Here is a 19621-nt window from a genome sequence, read left to right on the forward strand (position 1 = left end):
ACATTTATACGCTTTGTTGATTTTCATAGTGCCGATTCACTGTGTTTTTTAAAATAATTTCTAAAATTTAGTATAGCTTACTTCAGTACATAATTTGTATGAATATATAATAAGCGCTAGGCGAAATTCAGCGCCACCCTAATGTCGGGTGTCGTCCTCTTTCGCGGTTTTGATAGAGAAACCAAACTTTTCTCTTACGTGCTTAAATTTGCTTTTCTGTAACAGGCGATGTCTATTTCTGAACGCTCTGAATGAGCTGCTTTTTTTACTTTTGGCTGACCCAGTCCCTTTCCGATTAGATTTTTCATCGTCTTTAGTGCCGTCGCGATCTTTGTTTAAATCGACCGCATCATGGTCATTACCATTATGGTCATCACTGTTATTGCTGGCAAAGGCACCCGTATCATCAGATGGCTGCCCGTCTGTCGTCTCTTCTATTGATTCAGCAACGTCATCTTCAACGCCACTTTCCCTATGATGCTCAAGCTCCGCTTGATTAACAATAAGCTGCTGCGTTGGTAGCGCGTGCTCGACCTTATATTTAGCCACTTGATTTAATATATCGACAAATAAAACGTTTTGTTTGTCATAAAACTCAGTAATACCATTAGCATTAATGTAAGCCTGCAATTGAATGACATAGCAGTCTTGTCGCAGCTCTAAGATATTGACTTGATTCCATTCTTGGTTGGTTAAATAGTGCTCATTGATAAACTCATCTAAGTCTTTTACCATCTTGAAGACCACGTCAATATCCGCGGTACGCTTAAGATACAACTGATGAAAAAAGCGGAACATGTCACGAGAAGTAAAATTCTCAATCTGCATCGATGAAAAATCACCATTTGGTACAGTGACAATAGTACGTGACAATGTGCGCACACGCGATGAGCGAATACCAATATCAATAACCGTCCCTTCATAAGTACCAAACTTACAATAATCCCCTATCCGTACTGGTGAGTCTGCCACTACAACGACACTACCAACAAGGTTTTCAATGGTCTTTTGTGCCCCAAGTGCTAACGCCAAACCACCCACACCCAAGGCTGCAATACCCGTCGTCAAGTCAAAACCTAAATTACCAAAGATCACAATGACAGCAAATATTAACAGTAAGGCTTTGACGACCTTGCGTAGCAGCCCCAAAATTGAGACTCGCTCTGTATAGTTTTTCTTGTAGCTTAAATTGACCGCTCGCGTAAATATGGCGTCGATGACCCGAAGAAGCAGCCAAGTTAAGGCAAGCCAAGACGCAATCTCAGTAAAGCGGTTGATGGGCTCACGCAGCGTCACTGACACGCCAGCATAAACCATCACCTCAGACAGTATCAGGGCCATAATAACCACAGCCAATGGCAGTATGACCTTGTCTGGTAATGGTAAGGGCACACCGCGTACGCGTGGATAGGCAATTCGCAATAGATGGTACAGTAGCCACACCATAATATACGTGAACACAAAGCTACTGACGATCATGGTTAGTGCCGCCACTAAGTCAGCCATTTGATAGCCAAAGAGCTTTTTCCCTTCTAGTGACTCAAAGGTGTAACGAGACACCAAGGTTGGTTCCGTATTTTCTATCACTTCTGGTATTGAGCTGAGCGTATCAGTCGAAAACTGCCAGTACTGCTCACCTTGGTCAGACACCACTCTTTCAAGTAGCAGTGGCACGCTTTTTTCCCCGACATTAATGACCCCAACATTCTCTTGACTGGGTGGTAATTGGTCGGTTAGATTGCCGTCAGGCGTGTTGTTAATCTGCAAATCCTGCTGAAAGCGGCCACCGGCATCCAGCGCTTGCTTAAACTGCCTTACAATGGTGGTCGGATTATCAGACTTTGATAAGTTTAGATAATTACTCGCCAACAAATAGTCATTTTCGCCCAGTGCACTGATAAACCCCTGTACCGTGTGCCGCGGTGTGTCTCGCCCAAACGAATCTGGTAAGGGTGTACTTACCGACTCTTCACTGCTGCTACCCCCGATCCCAAGTGCGCCAGGTTCAGCAGCAGAGGCCGGATTAGGTAATAGCAGACTTGCTAACATCGCGAGCAAAAACACCATTACCATTAAGGGCGTTTTGATGCTTGGATATGGAGGAGACAACTCAGTGTTCAGAATCAGATTACGCTCAATAGACAAAACAAACCTCTTAATTTGATAAGTACTACAACCCAAATAGATAAAAACTGTGACTATAATAGCAATTATTTCTAACAGCAGTACTTTTGATTATGGGTTTTTATAACCGTTTATATCATCGTCCACATAGTCATGTGTGGGCTACTTTATATCCTCATTTGTCATGGCCACCTCACCCTATTGCCAATATACAACGCTTATACTGGATAATACTTGCCTTCAAATACTCAAAAGCCATGCATCATGAAGACCCCTCAGCTTAGCGTGAAGAAACATTAGGTTAAAGTGGTTTATAAATGAAGCACTTTTATAGATAATGGCGACGTATCATTTGCTTATTACATTTTGTAATTTTTAGCTGCTCAACTTTCGCTTCTGTAATGTCTTTATTTGATTAATTTGGAATTAAACATGGTTTTATCACGTTCGTCTTCGGCCACTTATCTTCGGTTGTGTATTCTAAGCGCGCTTGGGGTCTGTGCCGTTAGTGCTACAGCTGCCACTACTGATATAGAGGTTGTCAACGCTAAGGAGTTACCACAGGTTGAGCTTGATGAAATTGTCGTGACAGCCACTCGCACACCTACTAAAGTCAGTAATGTGATTGCTCAGACACGTGTTGTAAATAGTAAAGAGCTCAAACGTTATCAAGGTCAAACAGTATTAGAAGTACTAAAACGCCAACCAGGTATTAGCCATTACTCTAACGGCGGTATGGGTTCAGTATCAAAAATATACATGCGAGGCTATGAAGGTAAGCAAATATTAGTGCTTATTGACGGTATACGCTATAGCTCGCTAAGCGCTGGTGGGGCTACGCTAAGCTTATTACCTGCTGATCAAATTGAGCGTATCGAAATATTATACGGTGCTTCAGGCTCTAGCATCTATGGCGCAGACGCAATGGGTGGCGTTGTTCAAATATTTACTAAAGGCAGCAACGTTGAAAAAAGCCAATTCTCGATTACAGCTGGTGTAGGTTCTAACGATCAATATACTTATGGTGCAGCAGCACAGTTTGCTAATAACGAAGGTACTACATTAAGTCTGTCAGCTAGCCATAATGAAACTAATGGCTTTAACGCAAAACTTCCAAGTGCTTATGGTTTTAATCAAGACAATGATGGCTATGAAAGCGATAATGTCAGTCTTGCTTTAAACCAACGTATCAATGAGCAATGGTCAACAGGTGTTAGTGCTTTATACAGCAAATCAACTATTGAATTTGATAATGGAGCGACACGAGACGATTATTCTGACCAAGAAAATGGAGCTGCTCAAGCCTTTGTTGATTGGCGTTACTTGCCTGGCTCATCAGTGAAATTACAATACGGTCATTCTATTGATAAACTGGATAACAAGTTTGGCGATATATTCGATACCAAACAAGATCAAATTAACTTAATTGGTAAGCATAGACTACCCGTTGGACAAGCTATTTATGGTTTAGAATACCTAGACCAAAGTTTAGACACTACAGCTTCTGGATATAATATTGAAGACCGTGATGTAAAAAGTGCGTTTTTAGGCTATCTGCTAGCTAATAATCAGTTTGATGCTCAAGCCAATATACGCTTCGATGATAACTCGCAGCATGGCGACCAAACCACTTATAATTTAGGTGGCGCTTATCATTTCAACCCGAGCTTACGTATTGGTGCTAACTACGCTAAAGGCTTCCGCGCTCCTGATTTTAACGAATTATATTATCCAGGCTCCGGAAATCCTAGACTAAATGCTGAAACTAGTGATAACTATGAAGCTTTCATCGAATATGAGACATTGCTACAATCCACACGCTTGACAGGTTATCATAACAAAGTTGATGATTTAATTAACTTTAATGCGCTATACGATAGTAATGGAAAATATATTGGTGGTAGTTATGAAAACATTGAACAAACAAAAACTAAAGGGGTTTCATTAACTTCAGATTGGGTTATCAATAATTATCTGCTTGGAGGTAGTTATGACTATCAGCAAGCTAAAGATGATAGCGGTAAAGCCAATGATGGTAACTTTCTTGCTATTCGTCCTGAGCATAAAGGCCTAGTCTACATGGGATATCGTTTACCAAGCTTAGATATTCGTGCTGAATATCAGTATGTAGATGATTACTATAGTGGCACTGATAATACTGATGTACAACTCGTTGACAGCTATGGCTTGTTGAATATTAGTGGCAACTATCAGTTAACCAATAACCTAACTATGACCGCGCGTCTTAATAATGTTACTAATAAGAAGTATATTACCTTACCTGGTTATAACACCGACGGCACTAACTTCTTTACCTCATTAACTTATAACTGGTTCTAAACTCAATCAAATTGCACAAAATGTATATCAACAATCAAGGTCATCCAACGATGGCCTTTTTTTGTGCCTAGCAAAAAGACAAAGTTACTCATACCTTTACTGCCTAATATTTATGTTATCCAATAGGTGACAATCACTGATTCATCTATTACAATAACGACCTCCGAGAGGTGTTGCGCCATAATTATTGATAACTGCATTTGAGCTAAATTGCTTTGCAAACCATTTGTTATGTTAGGCTCGGTTAACTGTTCATTGCCATTTTTGGTTATGAACAGCGCAAATAACGGCACCTGCGTTTTTATTCTTTTTATCTATTAACTGATAGGAGCATATTATGGACGCAGTGTCTACTACACCATCTGCCCATACGATCGATCCCTCTTTCACTGACTACAAAGTCGCTGACATCAGCCTAGCTGATTACGGCCGCCGTGAAATCACCCTTGCTGAAGCCGAAATGCCTGCCCTAATGGGTTTGCGTCGTCGCTACGAAGCAGACCAGCCGCTTAAAGGCGCGAAAATCGCTGGCTGTATCCACATGACCATTCAGACTGCCGTACTTATCGAGACATTGGTCGCGCTAGGTGCAGAAGTACGCTGGACTTCATGTAACATTTTCTCAACCCAAGATCACGCTGCGGCGGCCATTGCTGCTGCTGGTATCTCTGTTTATGCTTGGAAAGGCGAGACGGAAGAAGAGTATGAATGGTGCCTACGCCAGCAAGTACACGTTGGCGGCGAAGCATCTGGTCAGCTTTGGGATGCCAACTTAATTTTGGATGACGGCGGTGATTTAACCGCGTTGATTCATAGTGATTATGCAGAAATGCTTGATAGCATCCATGGTATCTCAGAAGAAACCACCACTGGTGTCCATCGCTTAGTTGAAATGCTCAATAAAGGCACGCTAAAAGTACCAGCCATCAACGTCAATGATGCGGTCACCAAATCTAAAAACGACAATAAATATGGCTGCCGTCACAGCTTAAACGACGCCATCAAACGTGCGACTGATATGTTCCTTGGTGGTCGCCGTGCTTTGGTTATCGGTTATGGGGATGTGGGCAAAGGCTCTACGCAAAGCTTACGTCAAGAAGGCATGATTGTACGGGTTTCAGAAGTCGATCCTATCTGTGCGATGCAGGCTTGTATGGATGGTTTTGAAGTCGTGTCTCCTTACCTAAATGGCGACAACACGGGCGGCGCAGACAATATCAATACCCAGCTGCTCGAAAACACTGACATGATCGTCACCACGACGGGTAACTATCATGTTTGCGATAGACATATGCTAGCGGCGTTGAAGCCTGGCGCAGTGGTTTGTAACATCGGTCACTTTGATACCGAAATCGATACCCAATTCATGCGTGACAACTGGCGCTGGGTTGAGATTAAGCCACAAGTTCATCAAATCTTCCGCTCTGACGACGAAAACGACTATTTGATCTTGCTTGCCGAAGGTCGTTTGGTGAACTTAGGTAATGCGACTGGTCACCCATCACGCGTGATGGACGGCTCATTTGCCAACCAAGTATTGGCACAAATGTACTTGTTCGAAGAAAAATTCGCTGACCTGCCAGTTGATGAGCGCTTTGATAACTTGTACGTCAAAGTATTGCCGAAGAAGCTTGACGAAGAAGTGGCTGCCGCTATGGTGGCAGGCTTTAATGGTACACTGACTAAGCTGACCCAAAAACAAGCTGAGTACTTAGGTGTGCCTGTCGAGGGTCCATTCAAACCTGACGCTTATAAATACTAGTCAACGTACTGAGGAGCGCAACTATGAGTAAGCCTGCTTTCTCGTTTGAGTTTTTCCCTGCAAAAACAGAGCAAGGTCACGAAAAGCTACTGAGTACTTTTGATGAGCTAAATAAGCTATCGCCAACCTACTTTTCCGTTACCTACGGTGCGGGCGGCTCTACCCGTAGCCGCACGTTAAATATTGTTCAAGCCTTATGCGCGCGCGGTGACACTGACATTGCGCCGCATATGTCTTGCATCGGTGATGATAAAAGTGAAATCGCTGAGCTACTTGAGCTTTATAAAGGGTTGGGCATTAAGCGTTTGGTAGCCCTGCGTGGTGACTTGCCATCCGGTCAAGTTGGTATGGGTGAGCTGCCATTTGCTTTAGACTTAGTTAAGTTTATTCGCGAACACTCAGGCGATCATTTTCATATCGAAGTTGCCGCTTATCCTGAGATGCATCCACAAGCGCGTAGTTTTGAGTTTGATGTAGACAATTTAGTCAATAAATATCAGGCGGGTGCGAATGCTTCTATTACGCAGTTTTTCTATAACGCCGACAGCTATCTGTACTTGCGTGACACGTTAGAAAAACGTGGTATCGATACCACAGCCCAGCCTTTGGTCGCTGGCATTATGCCAATCACCAATTCTAGCAACCTAGTGCGTTTTGCTGATAGCTGTGGCGCTGATATTCCTCGCTATGTACGTAAACGGCTGGCTGACTTTGGTGATGACAGTAAAGCCATTCGTGAGTTTGGCTTCGATGTGGTTTACCGCTTGTGTGAGCGTTTAATCGCCGAGGGTGTGCCAGCCATGCATTTTTACAGCATGAATAAAGTTGAGCCCAATAAGCGCTTAGTGGAAGCGCTGGGATTGACTGCGTAAACGACGTTTCAATCATAGAGTGAATAACTGGCGTTCTTAGGAGCGCCAGTTTTTTTATTGCTGCCACTATTTATTGCTTGGGCAAAAATGCTGATAAAAAATATTCGGCAACCTCTACTAGCAACAATCCCTTTACCCACGTAAATGATATTCTGCTAAGATATTTACACACACTATTCAAAATATAGGACTAAGCGACTGTGCGACGTTTTTTTTATGCCACCAGTAATGACATCAATGATGAAAAAGAACCCAGCTACCCTCAGCTGAACACTTTACCTATTGGTGCTAGCATCGAGCTGACAGAGAGTATTGTCCATCATTGGTGCCGCGTCTTACGGGCAAATACGGGCGACCAAGGTGTTTTATTTGATGGCTTTGGCGGGGAGTATCAGGTACAGCTACAAACCATCAGTAAAAAACATGCCTCTGTGACCTTACTGGCTCATTTGGAGGATGACCGTAGCGCCTCTGTGCGTACTAAAATTGGCCTAGTGATGAGTCGCGGTGAACGAATGGACTATGCGATTCAAAAATCGACTGAGCTTGGTGTCACTGCCATTCAACTACTCAGCAGTCATCATGGCGAGGTCAATCTAAAGCCAGTACAAGTAGAAAAAAAGCTGGCTCACTGGCAACAAGTCGCTATTGCGGCGTGTGAACAATGCGGCCTCAATCGGCCGCCGCTTATTATTGCCCCTATCTCTATTCATGAGTGGCTACAAAGCCTAGATACAAGTACTGTAGAGGCGCAAATGATTGTGAAGCCTCTTGATGTCAGCTCTATTGTCTCTACACTGAGCCAAGACCCTTATTATCAAATATTGCAGCAATCATCTGACTTGCGTATGCAGCTAAGCGTGCCAGCAGTGGGACAATCTGCCATGCCAGCCTCGCTACCCGCCGTCCTAAAGCAAAAAACACCTTATATCGAGCTGTTAATTGGCCCTGAGGGCGGACTTAGTCAAGATGAATGCAAGCAAGCAGCAAGGGTTAGTTTTGAGCCATGGCAAATTGGCACAAGGATCTTACGTACCGAGACTGCGCCGGTGGTAGCACTGGCGACGATGCACGCTTTGAACCACTAATAATTCTGACCCTGTGTGCGTAACCCTATTTATTATTTAATGTTGACGTTATGAGCCCAATTATGACTACTTTTGCTCCTATTCCAGTCGCAGACAAACAGCAGTTGCTGGCCAAATTATGCGAGCAACTTGATGACGCCATATTTATCTTAGATGCTAACTTACGCTATTTATGGGTCAATGCCAGTTACGAGATCATGATTGGCTACCGTGAGGCGTTTATGCTTGGGCGGCCCCTTGGTATATATGCAGCAGAATTTTTATCTGAGGAAGAAAAAGCGATTTTAGCAGATATTATTAGCCACTTAGACAGTAGTGGCTTTTATGAAAACCATTTTTCGATGCCAAATCGCTATGGACAGATACTAGAATGCCATATGACGTATCGCAAGATTTGTATCGCACAGACTGTTTATTACGTTGGTATGGTGCGTGATGTGTCATCAGCCATCAAAGACCAAAGACAGGTAGCGCATTTGCTCAACTATGACCAACTGACTGGATTACCCAATCGTAAAGTGTTTTTGAGTCAAACCAGCGACTTGCTATTGGACAGCTACCAAGAAGTCGTCATCGTGCGTTTCAATATTGACCGCTACCGTAGTCTTGCAAGCTTACTAGGGCCTGATGGCATCAACCTCTTAATACAAGACTTTGTCACACGCGTCAAAGCACTCAAACTAGATAATTTGCACTGTTTTTCTCACTTTGGTGGCGATGATTTTGCCTTCTTGTTCGAGTGCCATGACGCCAACATGATACGTCATCAGCTAGACAGTTTAATGCAAATGTGTGAACGCCCTTTCACCTTAGGGGAAAATGCGGCAACAGAAGCTAATATTTATTGTCGTATCTCCGTTGGTGTCAGTTATTTTCCTGAAAATGATGACACGTTAATAGGATTGTTAACCAAAGCCGAAAAGGCGCTACACTATGTCAAACAGCAAGGTGGAGATGATATCTGCTGGTATGATACCGCTATTGATGAAGCCACTGATGGCAGCTTACAGTTAGAATCTGAGCTTCGAGCTGCCACAACGGAAGGACAGTTTGTTCCTTATTATCAACCAAAATTTGAATTAGCGACCGGAATTATTACGGGCTTTGAAGCCCTAGTCCGCTGGCAACATCCAACGCGAGGACTCCTAAAACCAGTACATTTTATCAATGCGATTCTCACTCATAAGCTGTCGTTTGAGCTTTTCTCACAAATGGCCATCCAAATCGCCAAACAGCTGTCTGCTTGGCAACAGCAAGGCTTTTGTCAGCACATCTGTATCAATGCTGACGCCGCTGAGTTTAGCCACCCTGATTTTTTTGAGATGGTGAGCAAGCTGTTTATACAGCATAATATTTCTGCGCATCAATTACATATTGAGGTGACTGAATCCTCCTTAATTCAGCGCCATGCCAATGTCAAAAAACAGCTTGATTTGCTCAAAGAGCTAGGGGTTTTTCTTGCGTTAGATGACTTTGGTACTGGCTATGCTTCCTTAAGTTATCTGCAAGAATATCCGTTTGATTTTATTAAAATCGACAAAAGCTTTATCACGAATATCGAAACCGATCGTACCCAGCATGCCATTGTAAAAGCCATTTTAGACCTAGCCGTTGCACTCGACATGCAAGTGATCGCTGAAGGCATCGAGACTGAGGAGCAGCGTGACGTGCTATTGGCAATGGATTGTCAGTATGGTCAAGGGTATTGGTTTGGCAAACCAGTAACCGCTGACGTTGCCACTGAGATGTTGATTCAGCAGGACGCTACTAAATGACCCCAAGTTCGTTGACGTTTATTTTCTCAGTATCACGAGTGTTTTCATACGGTTATTTGTCATAAGCTTTAGCGTCTAACGTTGATTGCATAACGGATGCAACATAGGTTCATGACTTATCAGTGCTGTCACCAAACTTGTATAATCGCCTACGAAAGCCTATCTTTTACAGTGAATTTGTTAGATCTTGTTAAGTCTCAAGCCGACTCTGACAATCACCATTCTTTTCAATACATATTTTATGTAATCGATAACGTCACCAATCTGCGTTACTGCCTAGTATTTATGTAAATACATTGGTTCAGTGTGAGCAGGACTATGCGCTAAGTGATAGTGCAGACGTGTGCCTATTGTGAACTATCATCGGTTACATACTAAAAAGGACAGGAAGTTATGCAATACAAAGCACCCTTACGTGACATTCAATTCGTGATGCATGAGCTACTTGACAGCGAAAGCCACTACAAAACCTTACCGGCCTTCCAAGAAGCGGATCGCGAGCTGATGGACAGTCTGTTTGAGATGGCTGCCAGCTTTGCGGAAAACGAGCTATCACCATTGAACCAAAGCGGTGATGCCGAAGGCTGCCAGTTTGACAATGGCAAAGTGACTACGCCAAAAGGCTTTAAGGAAGCTTATGACGCATATTGCGAACTTGGTTTCCCTGCTCTGTCGGCTGAAGAAGAGTTTGGCGGTCAAAACATGCCATTTTCATTGTCTACTGTTATCAATGAAATGGTTGGTACTGCCAACTGGTCATTCTCTATGTACCCTGGCCTATCACATGGCGCCATTCAAACCATCGAACATCACGGTACTGACGAGCAAAAACAAACGTATCTAGAAAAAATGGTGACTGGCGAATGGTCAGGCACCATGTGTCTTACTGAAGCACATGCTGGCTCTGACTTGGGTATTATCCGTACCAAAGCTGAACCTAAAGAAGATGGTAGCTATAGCATCACGGGGCAAAAAATCTTTATCTCTGCCGGTGAGCACGATTTAACAGACAATATCATTCACATTGTGTTGGCTCGCCTACCAGGCGCACCTGCTGGCACAAAAGGCATCTCACTATTTATCGTACCTAAAGTGATGGTCAATGCAGACAACAGCTTAGGCGAAAACAATAACGTCGTTTGTGGTTCTATCGAACACAAAATGGGTATCAAAGCTTCTGCGACTTGTGTGATGAACTTTGATGGCGCAACAGGTTACTTAATCGGACCTGAAAACCGTGGCCTACAGTGCATGTTTACCTTTATGAATGTTGCCCGTATCGGTACCGCTGTCCAAGGTCTAACCGCTGCAGAGTATGCGTTCCAAGGTTCATTGACTTATGCCAAAGACCGCTTAGCCATGCGTTCACTATCCGGTGCTAAAGCGCCTGATAAAGTGGCTGACCCTATTATCGTACATCCAGCCGTTCGTAACATGCTATTGACCGAAAAAGCCTTTGCTGAAGGTGGACGCGCATTGGTTTATTACCTCGCACATTTTGCCGATACAGTGGCAAAAGGCGAAGGCGATGATCTGAAATTTGCTGACCAAATGCTGTCACTATTGACACCAATTGCTAAAGCCTTCCTAACTGAAACGGGTCTTGAAGCTGCCAATCATGGCGTACAGGTCTATGGTGGTCATGGCTTTATCAGTGAATGGGGTATGGAGCAAAACGTGCGTGATACGCGTATTGCTTGCTTATACGAAGGCACCACTGAAATCCAAGCACTTGATCTGCTAGGTCGTAAAGTGTTGGGCTCACAAGGTAAGCTGCTTGCAAATTTTGTCAAAATCATCCAAAAATTCTGCAACGAGCACAAAGAAAATGATGAGATGGGTCAATTCATTCGCCCACTTGCCAAGCATCTTAAAGAATGGGGTGACCTAACGGCTCGCATTGGCATGCAAGCCACTGAAAACCCAGACGCTGTCGGCGGTGCTGCTGTTGATTACATGTACTTCAGTGGTTATGTGACCCTTGCTTACTTATGGGCTCGTATGGCGCTGGTTGCTCAAACAGCTATTAAAGACGGCAGTGGTGAAAAAGCATTTTATGATGCTAAGATTAAAACCGCTCAATTCTACTTTGCGAAGTTGTTACCGCGCACGACCACACATGTCCAGCGCATCAGCACAGGTGTTGAGCCGTACATGAGTATGGACGTTGATCAGTTTGCCTTCTAATTAACAGGCTAAAATATTAAATACTGTATTCGCTATCGGCAACATACTTCAGTGTGTTGCCGATTTTTTATGGACATAGGTGTGTCGCATTGTTTATAAACGCTTATAGACGTTGATGGGCTCTCTTTGTGCGTGGCGGTGGTTTACATTGTGCTTAAGCACTGCAATAGTCGCTGCTAACTTTTGGTGCACGCACAATTCACGAAGAATTATCCCTGCGCGCAAGCTTATTTGTTAAACTTTGACTATGAACCGCTAATGTTATCCCTTAAGAACCGTTAACACTCTTAACAACTACAATTTTATTTATTTGAACCAAAGGAATGTTTATGGCTGTTTATAATGCCCCTCTAAATGACATGCGCTTTATCTTAAATGATGTGTTTAAAGCGCCACAGTTTTGGCAAAATAACGAAAACTTAGCGCATGTCGACATGGAAACAGTCGATATGATTTTAGAAGAAATGGCAAAACTGTCAAAAAACATTCTACTACCTATCAATCGCAGCGGTGATGAAGAAGGCGCAACCTTTGAGGGTGATGGTGTCGTCACTACCCCGACTGGCTTTAAAGAGGCTTATAAGCAGTATGCGGAGTCAGGCTGGGTAGGTTTGAGTGGTAACGCTGAGTACGGTGGTCAAGGCTTCCCCAAAATGGTCACGATGCTCACTGAAGAGATGGTGTTTACGGCCAACCAATCTTTTGCCCTTTATCCGAACCTGACAGTGGGTGCAACGCTTTGCCTAAATGCAGCGGCCTCTGAAGAGCAAAAGCAGACTTACCTAGAAAAAATGTATAATGGTGAATGGTCTGGTACCATGTGTTTGACAGAGCCACATGCCGGTACTGATTTAGGTATCATCAAGACCAAAGCCGTGCCTAACGATGATGGCAGCTACAATGTTTCTGGCACCAAAATCTTTATCACTGGCGGTGAGCACGACCTCACTGAAAACATCATTCACTTAGTGTTGGCAAAAACGCCCAATGCCCCAGAAGGCTCAAAAGGTATCTCACTGTTCGTGGTACCAAAATTCTTGGTCAATGAAGATGGCAGCTTAGGCGAGCGCAACACGTTGGCTGTAGGTTCTATTGAGCACAAAATGGGCATCAAAGCCTCTGCTACTTGCGTCATGAACTTTGATGATGCCAAAGGCTGGATGGTCGGTGCAGAAAACACCGGTCTGTCTTCAATGTTTATTATGATGAACTATGAGCGTGTTACCATGGGTCTACAAGGCCTTGGAGGTTCTGAGCTTGCTTATCAAAACGCTGCTTTATATGCCAATGACCGCGGTCAAGGCCGTAGCGACACGCAGCTACAAAGCCCAGAAAAGCCTGCTGATGCCATCATCCACCATGCTGATGTGCGCCGTATGCTATTAAACGCCAAAGCCAATACTGAAGCGTCACGTTGCTTTGCGATGTACGTTGCCAAAAACCTTGATGAAGAAAAATTTAGTACCGATCCTGAGTCAGCAAAAGCAGCAGCTGCTCGTGTGGCGCTACTAACGCCAGTTGCTAAAGCGTTCTTGACTGATAAAGCGCTAGAAGCAACCGTTGATTGCCAGCAGGTCTTTGGGGGTCACGGTTATATACGCGAATGGGGTATGGAACAAATCGTCCGTGACACCCGTATCGCTCAGATTTATGAAGGCACCAATGGTATTCAGGCACTTGACCTACTAGGTCGTAAAGTGGCTCGTAACAATGGTAAATATGTCACGCATTTCTTAGGTGAGATTCGTGATTTTGTCAATAACATGCAAGCAGACCATGGTATCAAACAAGCCACGCTAGATGCAGCAGACACCATTGAAGCGCTCACCACAACGGTTCTTAGCAATATTGGTGAACGTAAGAATGAAGTGAACGGCTGTGCAGTTGATTATATGCATGCCTTTGGCTACCTCGCCTATTCATACATGTTTGCATTGATGGTGGAAGCGGCAAATGGTAAAGAAGGTGACTTTTATACCAACAAAGCCAAGCTTGCGGATTATTTTGTCGGCCGCATCTTGCCACGTATTGATGCTCACGCACAAATGGTCAAAGCGGGTAGTGATCCAATGATGAACTTTGATTTAGATTACTTTGATGTACCTGCTAGCTAGGTAGTCATTGTGATTGCCTGATAATTCTCTCATAAAAAGGACAGTAATATAACTGTCCTTTTTTTTGTCAAAATAACTGCTAACAAAATAATTCACTATCCATGCACAGTTATGATTAAAATAACGCAAGATAAAGTGTCTCTCAAATTAAACTCAGGTGTGACCAAATTTTTAGCAAATGCCATTATTATTATCACTTATACGATGCACAGTATTAAATAATAAAAGCGATTGAAACAACGATAATAAAAGGTGCGACGTGTCAGAATTAAAACTCATTTTACAACAGATTACAGCGCTAAGCGATGTGCCCGACGCTGCGGTACTGAAACGCTTGATAGATGAGCTGCGAGTAAGCGACAAGGAGCCTGCGTTAGCGAATGAAAAGATTCAGTCGCTTATTGATATCCTGTATCAGCATCCAGAGTATGGAGATGGACTTTCTAGCTTTGTTTTAAGACTTATTATCCAGTATCGTCAGATCGCCCTATATACCGATACTGGCATCATGTCAGATCAGGGGTTTTTTAACAGTTTACGCCGTTTGGTTGGTCATCGATTTTTACCACTACTCCCCCAAGAAGACTCAGTCGTTGAGCTGGTCGGATATTTATTTAGCAAGCGTTCTGATGAGCGCTGGCTCGCCAATATCGAAAAAGAGAAATGGGATGAGCTGGTTGCATTAATTAAAGTAGAAGCAAAGCATTTAGACTTAGTTGCCACGGCAAAAAACAGTATTTTAAACGCTATTATCATTTTATCTTATCGTGTCAGTGGTATCGGTTTGCATCCTGACTTGATGGAGTCTTATCCACAAATTCTAAATTACTCAGCGTCTTTTGTGGCTCAAAATCAAGAAGCCGTGCTATTCGTCAACCAGTACAGGCAAGCGCATGAGCTCGATACTTTAACAGATATTACGCCTGAAGATGCAGTTGATCCAGCGCCATTACTGGTTATGATTGAGCAGTGCGAAGACATCGTGGCCACGGTCCGCAAACGCATCTATAAAACGGGTATCTCTATTCGTTTGACCAATATGATGCTGCGTTTAGATCAAAGCTTGCAACGCATACGCATCTTAACTCAACTGGTGACAGACGACTATCAAAAGCGTGATCGTGCGGTGATTGAACTGATACAAACGCTAATCACCACTTCTAATCGCCGCTATAGTATTGGTTATCTGATCGATAACAATACCAAATTGCTCTCGCGTAAAGTGACTGAAAACGCCAGCCGCGTTGGTGAGCACTATATCAGTACTGATAGAGCCGGCTACAAACAGATGTTTAAAAAAGCGTCTATTGGTGGCTTCGTTATCGCTTTTATGGCTACCATCAAAATATTGGCATATCAGTTGGCACTCGCACCGATGGGCCGCGCGTTTATTAACAGTATGATTTATGGTTTGGGTTTCGTATTTATTCATGTCATTCGTGGCACAGTGGCAACCAAACAGCCAGCCATGACGGCAGCGGCGATCGCCTCCACTATCTCTGACGGCTCTGGTAAAAAATCTCATCAGTTGACCAAACTATCAGAGTTGGTCGTTGATATTTTACGTACTCAGTTCATTGCGATCATGGGTAACGTCATGCTCGCCATACCCGTTGCTCTTATGATTTCTTTTGCATGGCTACAGTATACGGGCACGCCAATGATTGACTCAGAAAAAGCTGGGCATCTGCTCCATGACCTTGATCCGTTTCACTCCCTAGCCCTCCCTCATGCTGCGATTGCTGGTGTTTATTTGTTTCTATCCGGTCTGATTGCAGGCTACTATGACAATCTCGCGGTTTATAACCATGTGGGCGCACGTATCCAACGCCACAGACTACTAAAGGCGATACTGCCCAAGTCATGGCTTCAGCGTTTAGGGGGTTTTGTAGAAGCCAACTTAGGCGCCATTATGGGTAACTTTCTATTCGGGGTCTTTCTTGGCAGTACGGCGACCCTTGGCTACATATTTGGCTTGCCAATTGATATTCGCCATATTGCCTTTGCCTCTGCGAACTTAGCCCATGGCTTATTCAATTTATCGGCTGATCAAATAAGCTGGAATATTATTTTAGTGTCCATACTGGGTGTGGCGCTTATTGGTATCGTCAACCTAATAGTCAGTTTTTCACTGGCATTGTTTGTGGCACTGCGTTCTAAAGAAGTACGTTTCTTCGAGTGGGGACGCCTCACAAAGTTGATTTTTGGTCATATTATTAGCCATCCTTCTGACTTTTTCTGGCCCCGTGATAAGCCCATGAAGTACGCACGTATCGATAGTCAAGGACACATGATATTTGACGATACCTCAATGCAAAAAGATGGAAAAGCCTTACCCAGTAATTATGTAGTGCGGCGCTTGTCTGACGTCAGAGTCCTGCCTGAATCTCGGCAAACCAGTACGCAAAGTGCACAAACAAACACAGACATATACTATGACAATCAACCCAAAGGCAGTCATACACAGCCTCATGTCTCTCCGGAGAAAGTCGTGGATCTTGATGATGGTCTGGTAGATGAAGAACTAAACAGCGTGCCTTATACCGATGATATACAGTATGACAAGGCAACCAAAACGCTAAATACCTTTGACAGCGACAATAGTAACGACACTAGTGATAAGCAAGGTGGTGCTGAGCACGACAACAAAACCACGGGCGATGCCAAAACCCCACTACCAAAACCTAAAAAACCACCCAAGCTGCCCAGTTAAACGGATAGCTTAGGCGGTTTCTATAGGTTGACAACTTGTATGACCGCTAAAATAGCAACAAGTCAGTCGTCGTTCGTCTCTGATGATGGACTCGGACAGTTCGCACTTGATTTAATGACTTTTCCGTCACTCAATCTATAAGCTAATAGATAGTTGCCCCAAACACAGCCACCATCAAGCGCGCGTGCATGCGGTAGATCGACCTCGCCTTGCAACGCGGCCCAGTGACCAAATAATATCTTACGCGTGCGAGGTACTTGCCACTCAAACCAAGGTAAAAAGTCCTTTGGCATCGGTTCAGTTAAGCTGGCATTAAAGCTAAATTCCAGAGTCCCATCCTGCTTACACAAGCGCATACGGGTAAAGTAATTGGCAATTGCTCGCATTTTGGTAAAGCCGTTAATATCTGGTTGCCAATCATCAGCTTGTTTGCTGTATAGGTTAGGCAATAACCGATCGAGCTGTGTTAAGCTGCTTTGTAGCTGTGCCTCCAACTCCTGCGCGTAGCTCTCTGCGGCCTTAATGCTCCAGTGCGGCGGGATACCAGCATGCACCAACACCGTATCCTCGTCAGGATACGCCAGTAACGGCTGCTGGCGCAACCATTCAAGCAACTCATCGCAATCCTCAGCAGCAAAAATCGGTGCCGTTTTATCTTTTTTCTTGATTTTGGTCGCACCGCGCCAGACAGCAAGTAGATTGAGGTCATGGTTACCAAGTACCGTCGCTGCTGCTCCTTGTTCACATAACGCTTTGACATCACGCAACGTATTCAGTGAGTCCTCACCGCGAGCTACCAAGTCACCGGCAAACCACAGCTTGTCTTGGCTTGGATCAAAATTCAAGGTTTCAAGCAACTGAAGATAGGCCGCATAGCAGCCTTGCAAGTCACCGATGACATACTGATGGCGAAAACTCATAATACCTCAATGGTTTAGATGTAAAAATGACAAGAAAACCAACATCAAAGTAACAGCAATAAGCTAATACTCACTACACTTCTAGATGCCGCGCACGATTGCTTAAATTCACAAAGTCTGTAACGCTTAACGTCTCAGGGCGCGCTTGTGGGTCGATACCGCAAATAGAGAAGTCCTCCTCGCTAAGCGTCGGTAACAAAGTTGACTTCTTAAAAATAGCACGTAGCGTCTTGCGACGATGATTAAAGGTTTCGCGTACGACGATAGCAAAATGTTCTTCATCTTCTGCAACGACGGGCTTATCAACGTGCGGTGTCAATCGAAAAACAGCACTGGTCACTTTTGGCGGCGGATTAAATGCACCACGTGGCACCGTTAGCAGATAGTCAGTATCACAGTGATATTGCATGATGACCGATAAACGACCATAGGTTTTGCTACCGACGTCAGCGGTGATACGCTCAACCACCTCTTTTTGCAACATAAAATGCATGTCTTGAATCACATCGGCATAGCTGAGCAAATGAAACAGTATCGGCGTAGAAATATTGTAAGGCAAGTTGCCCACCACGCGCAGCTTACCGCGCTCCTCACTATAAAGCTCACGATAATCCACATGCATGGCATTGTCTTTGATGATCGTAAAATTTGGATGACTGTTGGCACCAATACGAATACGTAAGCTGTCTGCCAAATCCCGATCCAGCTCGACCACCGTCATCGCCTCCACCTCTGCCAATAATGGCTCAGTCAGCGCACCCATACCTGGCCCAATCTCGATTAAATTATCATCACGTTCTAGGCGAATACTGTCAACGATTTGGCGAATGACACTGGTGTCATGCAAAAAGTTTTGACCAAAGCGTTTACGCGGTTGGTGTTTGGCAGCTTTTAAGCTGTTGGAGATGGTTTGAGCATCAAACGTAGTTTTGGACATAAAAGAGTCTTCATGTATAAATGATAAATGGGCTAAGCGCTGTGGCAACAACGTACTTTTTCTATAAGAACGAATTATAACACAGCTCATAATTAGGAGGTTTTTTCGAGACACTTTATCTATAAACCATCCGCAATGTAGCGCAACCAACACCATGGATTTTTGTTCTCAAACGACTTGCCATAACGTTTTTTATACACCAAACGGGAATGTATCGAATGCTCCTTCTTCCATCTCTTTTGTCAACGCTTCAACTGCACGGGTTTTATCAAACCAGATATATTCATCAAACTGAGATGGCAAAGAGGCGTAAAAATAATGACTTTGCCGCTCAGTTTCAGGTCTATAAATGACACCGATCGCTCGCTCTAGTCGCTCTGGGAGTAATTTTTTACGGATGTGTTCATTCAGTGGGTAACGTAAGGGTAAAAGAAAGTTATCCGTAGGAACATCGTGAAAAATACGTTCATAACTGTCAATATGCGATGGCTGAACTTGTTTTATCTCCATTGGCCCTCCCCAGTCAGAAGCCGCGGCAACCGTACCATGATCGGTGCCAAAACCTATATTATAGACTTTTTCACCATATTTTTGCCGTGCCAATTGGCCGATGTTGAGTTCACCACGGGCGCTCATTTGGGTGGCGCGCGCATCACCAATATGAGAGTTATGTGCCCAAACAACAGCCTTTGATTTGGGGTCTTTAAAATCAAGCACCGCCTGTAAGACTTTAATCATATGCTGATCGCGCTGATTCCATGAGTTTGAGCTATGCTGAAGAAACCGTAG

Annotated in this window: 12 protein-coding genes; 8 read left to right on the forward strand and 4 right to left on the reverse strand. The window is 43.9% G+C overall.

Annotated elements, in window-relative coordinates; translation table 11 throughout:
* Positions 1 to 138 precede the first annotated feature (138 nt).
* On the reverse strand, positions 139 to 2145 hold the full coding sequence (locus tag B2P60_RS09250; protein WP_286740937.1) for a mechanosensitive ion channel family protein: 2007 nt from the start codon (positions 2143 to 2145) through the stop codon (positions 139 to 141).
* A gap of 411 nt (positions 2146 to 2556) precedes the next feature.
* Here B2P60_RS09250 and B2P60_RS09255 point away from each other — a divergent pair, with 411 nt between their 5' ends.
* The 8 genes from B2P60_RS09255 to B2P60_RS09290 all read left to right on the forward strand — a co-directional run bounded on the left by B2P60_RS09255 (position 2557) and on the right by B2P60_RS09290 (position 16975).
* The gene (locus B2P60_RS09255) at positions 2557 to 4464 is read left to right on the forward strand and encodes a TonB-dependent receptor domain-containing protein (protein WP_193006888.1); all 1908 of its coding nucleotides are present in this window, start codon (positions 2557 to 2559) and stop codon (positions 4462 to 4464) included.
* Between the two features lie 337 nt (positions 4465 to 4801).
* Entirely contained in the window at positions 4802 to 6226 is a 1425-nt protein-coding gene (gene ahcY / locus B2P60_RS09260; RefSeq protein ID WP_193006889.1) for an adenosylhomocysteinase, read from the forward strand.
* Positions 6227 to 6249: 23 nt separating this feature from the next.
* Positions 6250 to 7098, forward strand: a complete 849-nt coding sequence (locus B2P60_RS09265; RefSeq protein WP_193006890.1) for a methylenetetrahydrofolate reductase — start codon at positions 6250 to 6252, stop codon at positions 7096 to 7098.
* 200 nt (positions 7099 to 7298) lie between these two features.
* Positions 7299 to 8186 (forward strand): 16S rRNA (uracil(1498)-N(3))-methyltransferase, encoded by an 888-nt coding sequence (locus tag B2P60_RS09270; RefSeq protein WP_193006891.1) that lies wholly within the window; start codon positions 7299 to 7301, stop codon positions 8184 to 8186.
* 62 nt (positions 8187 to 8248) lie between these two features.
* The gene (locus B2P60_RS09275; RefSeq protein ID WP_286740941.1) at positions 8249 to 9961 is read left to right on the forward strand and encodes a putative bifunctional diguanylate cyclase/phosphodiesterase; all 1713 of its coding nucleotides are present in this window, start codon (positions 8249 to 8251) and stop codon (positions 9959 to 9961) included.
* Positions 9962 to 10354: 393 nt separating this feature from the next.
* Entirely contained in the window at positions 10355 to 12148 is a 1794-nt protein-coding gene (locus tag B2P60_RS09280) for an acyl-CoA dehydrogenase C-terminal domain-containing protein (protein ID WP_198333699.1), read from the forward strand.
* Positions 12149 to 12477: 329 nt separating this feature from the next.
* Complete coding sequence (locus B2P60_RS09285; protein WP_193006894.1) at positions 12478 to 14262, forward strand: acyl-CoA dehydrogenase C-terminal domain-containing protein; 1785 nt, start codon at positions 12478 to 12480, stop codon at positions 14260 to 14262.
* Between the two features lie 259 nt (positions 14263 to 14521).
* Positions 14522 to 16975, forward strand: a complete 2454-nt coding sequence (locus B2P60_RS09290; RefSeq protein WP_286740943.1) for a site-specific recombinase — start codon at positions 14522 to 14524, stop codon at positions 16973 to 16975.
* 62 nt (positions 16976 to 17037) lie between these two features.
* On the opposite strand, the gene B2P60_RS09295 is transcribed toward B2P60_RS09290, so the two are convergent.
* From B2P60_RS09295 to B2P60_RS09305, 3 genes are all read right to left on the reverse strand, one after another.
* Positions 17038 to 17895, reverse strand: coding sequence for a symmetrical bis(5'-nucleosyl)-tetraphosphatase (locus B2P60_RS09295; RefSeq protein WP_286740945.1), 858 nt, complete (start codon positions 17893 to 17895; stop codon positions 17038 to 17040).
* A 73-nt stretch (positions 17896 to 17968) separates the two neighbouring features.
* A complete protein-coding gene (rsmA, locus tag B2P60_RS09300; RefSeq protein ID WP_286740946.1) occupies positions 17969 to 18832 on the reverse strand; it encodes a 16S rRNA (adenine(1518)-N(6)/adenine(1519)-N(6))-dimethyltransferase RsmA in 864 nt (287 codons plus the stop codon).
* Positions 18833 to 19024: 192 nt separating this feature from the next.
* On the reverse strand, positions 19025 to 19621 hold a 597-nt coding region (locus B2P60_RS09305; RefSeq protein ID WP_286740948.1), incomplete at its 5' end, for an erythromycin esterase family protein.

Origin of the sequence: Psychrobacter sp. UBA3068, from assembly GCF_002366815.1 — a bacterium.
Classification (GTDB): domain Bacteria; phylum Pseudomonadota; class Gammaproteobacteria; order Pseudomonadales; family Moraxellaceae; genus Psychrobacter; species Psychrobacter namhaensis.

Coding starts and splice junctions, on each gene's coding strand:
- B2P60_RS09255 (WP_193006888.1), top strand. CDS start 2,557: ATGGTTTTATCACGTTCGTCTTCGGCCACTTATCTTCGGTTGTGTATT.
- ahcY (WP_193006889.1), top strand. CDS start 4,802: ATGGACGCAGTGTCTACTACACCATCTGCCCATACGATCGATCCCTCT.
- B2P60_RS09265 (WP_193006890.1), top strand. CDS start 6,250: ATGAGTAAGCCTGCTTTCTCGTTTGAGTTTTTCCCTGCAAAAACAGAG.
- B2P60_RS09275 (WP_286740941.1), top strand. CDS start 8,249: ATGACTACTTTTGCTCCTATTCCAGTCGCAGACAAACAGCAGTTGCTG.
- B2P60_RS09280 (WP_198333699.1), top strand. CDS start 10,355: ATGCAATACAAAGCACCCTTACGTGACATTCAATTCGTGATGCATGAG.
- B2P60_RS09285 (WP_193006894.1), top strand. CDS start 12,478: ATGGCTGTTTATAATGCCCCTCTAAATGACATGCGCTTTATCTTAAAT.
- B2P60_RS09295 (WP_286740945.1), bottom strand. CDS start 17,895: ATGAGTTTTCGCCATCAGTATGTCATCGGTGACTTGCAAGGCTGCTAT.
- rsmA (WP_286740946.1), bottom strand. CDS start 18,832: ATGTCCAAAACTACGTTTGATGCTCAAACCATCTCCAACAGCTTAAAA.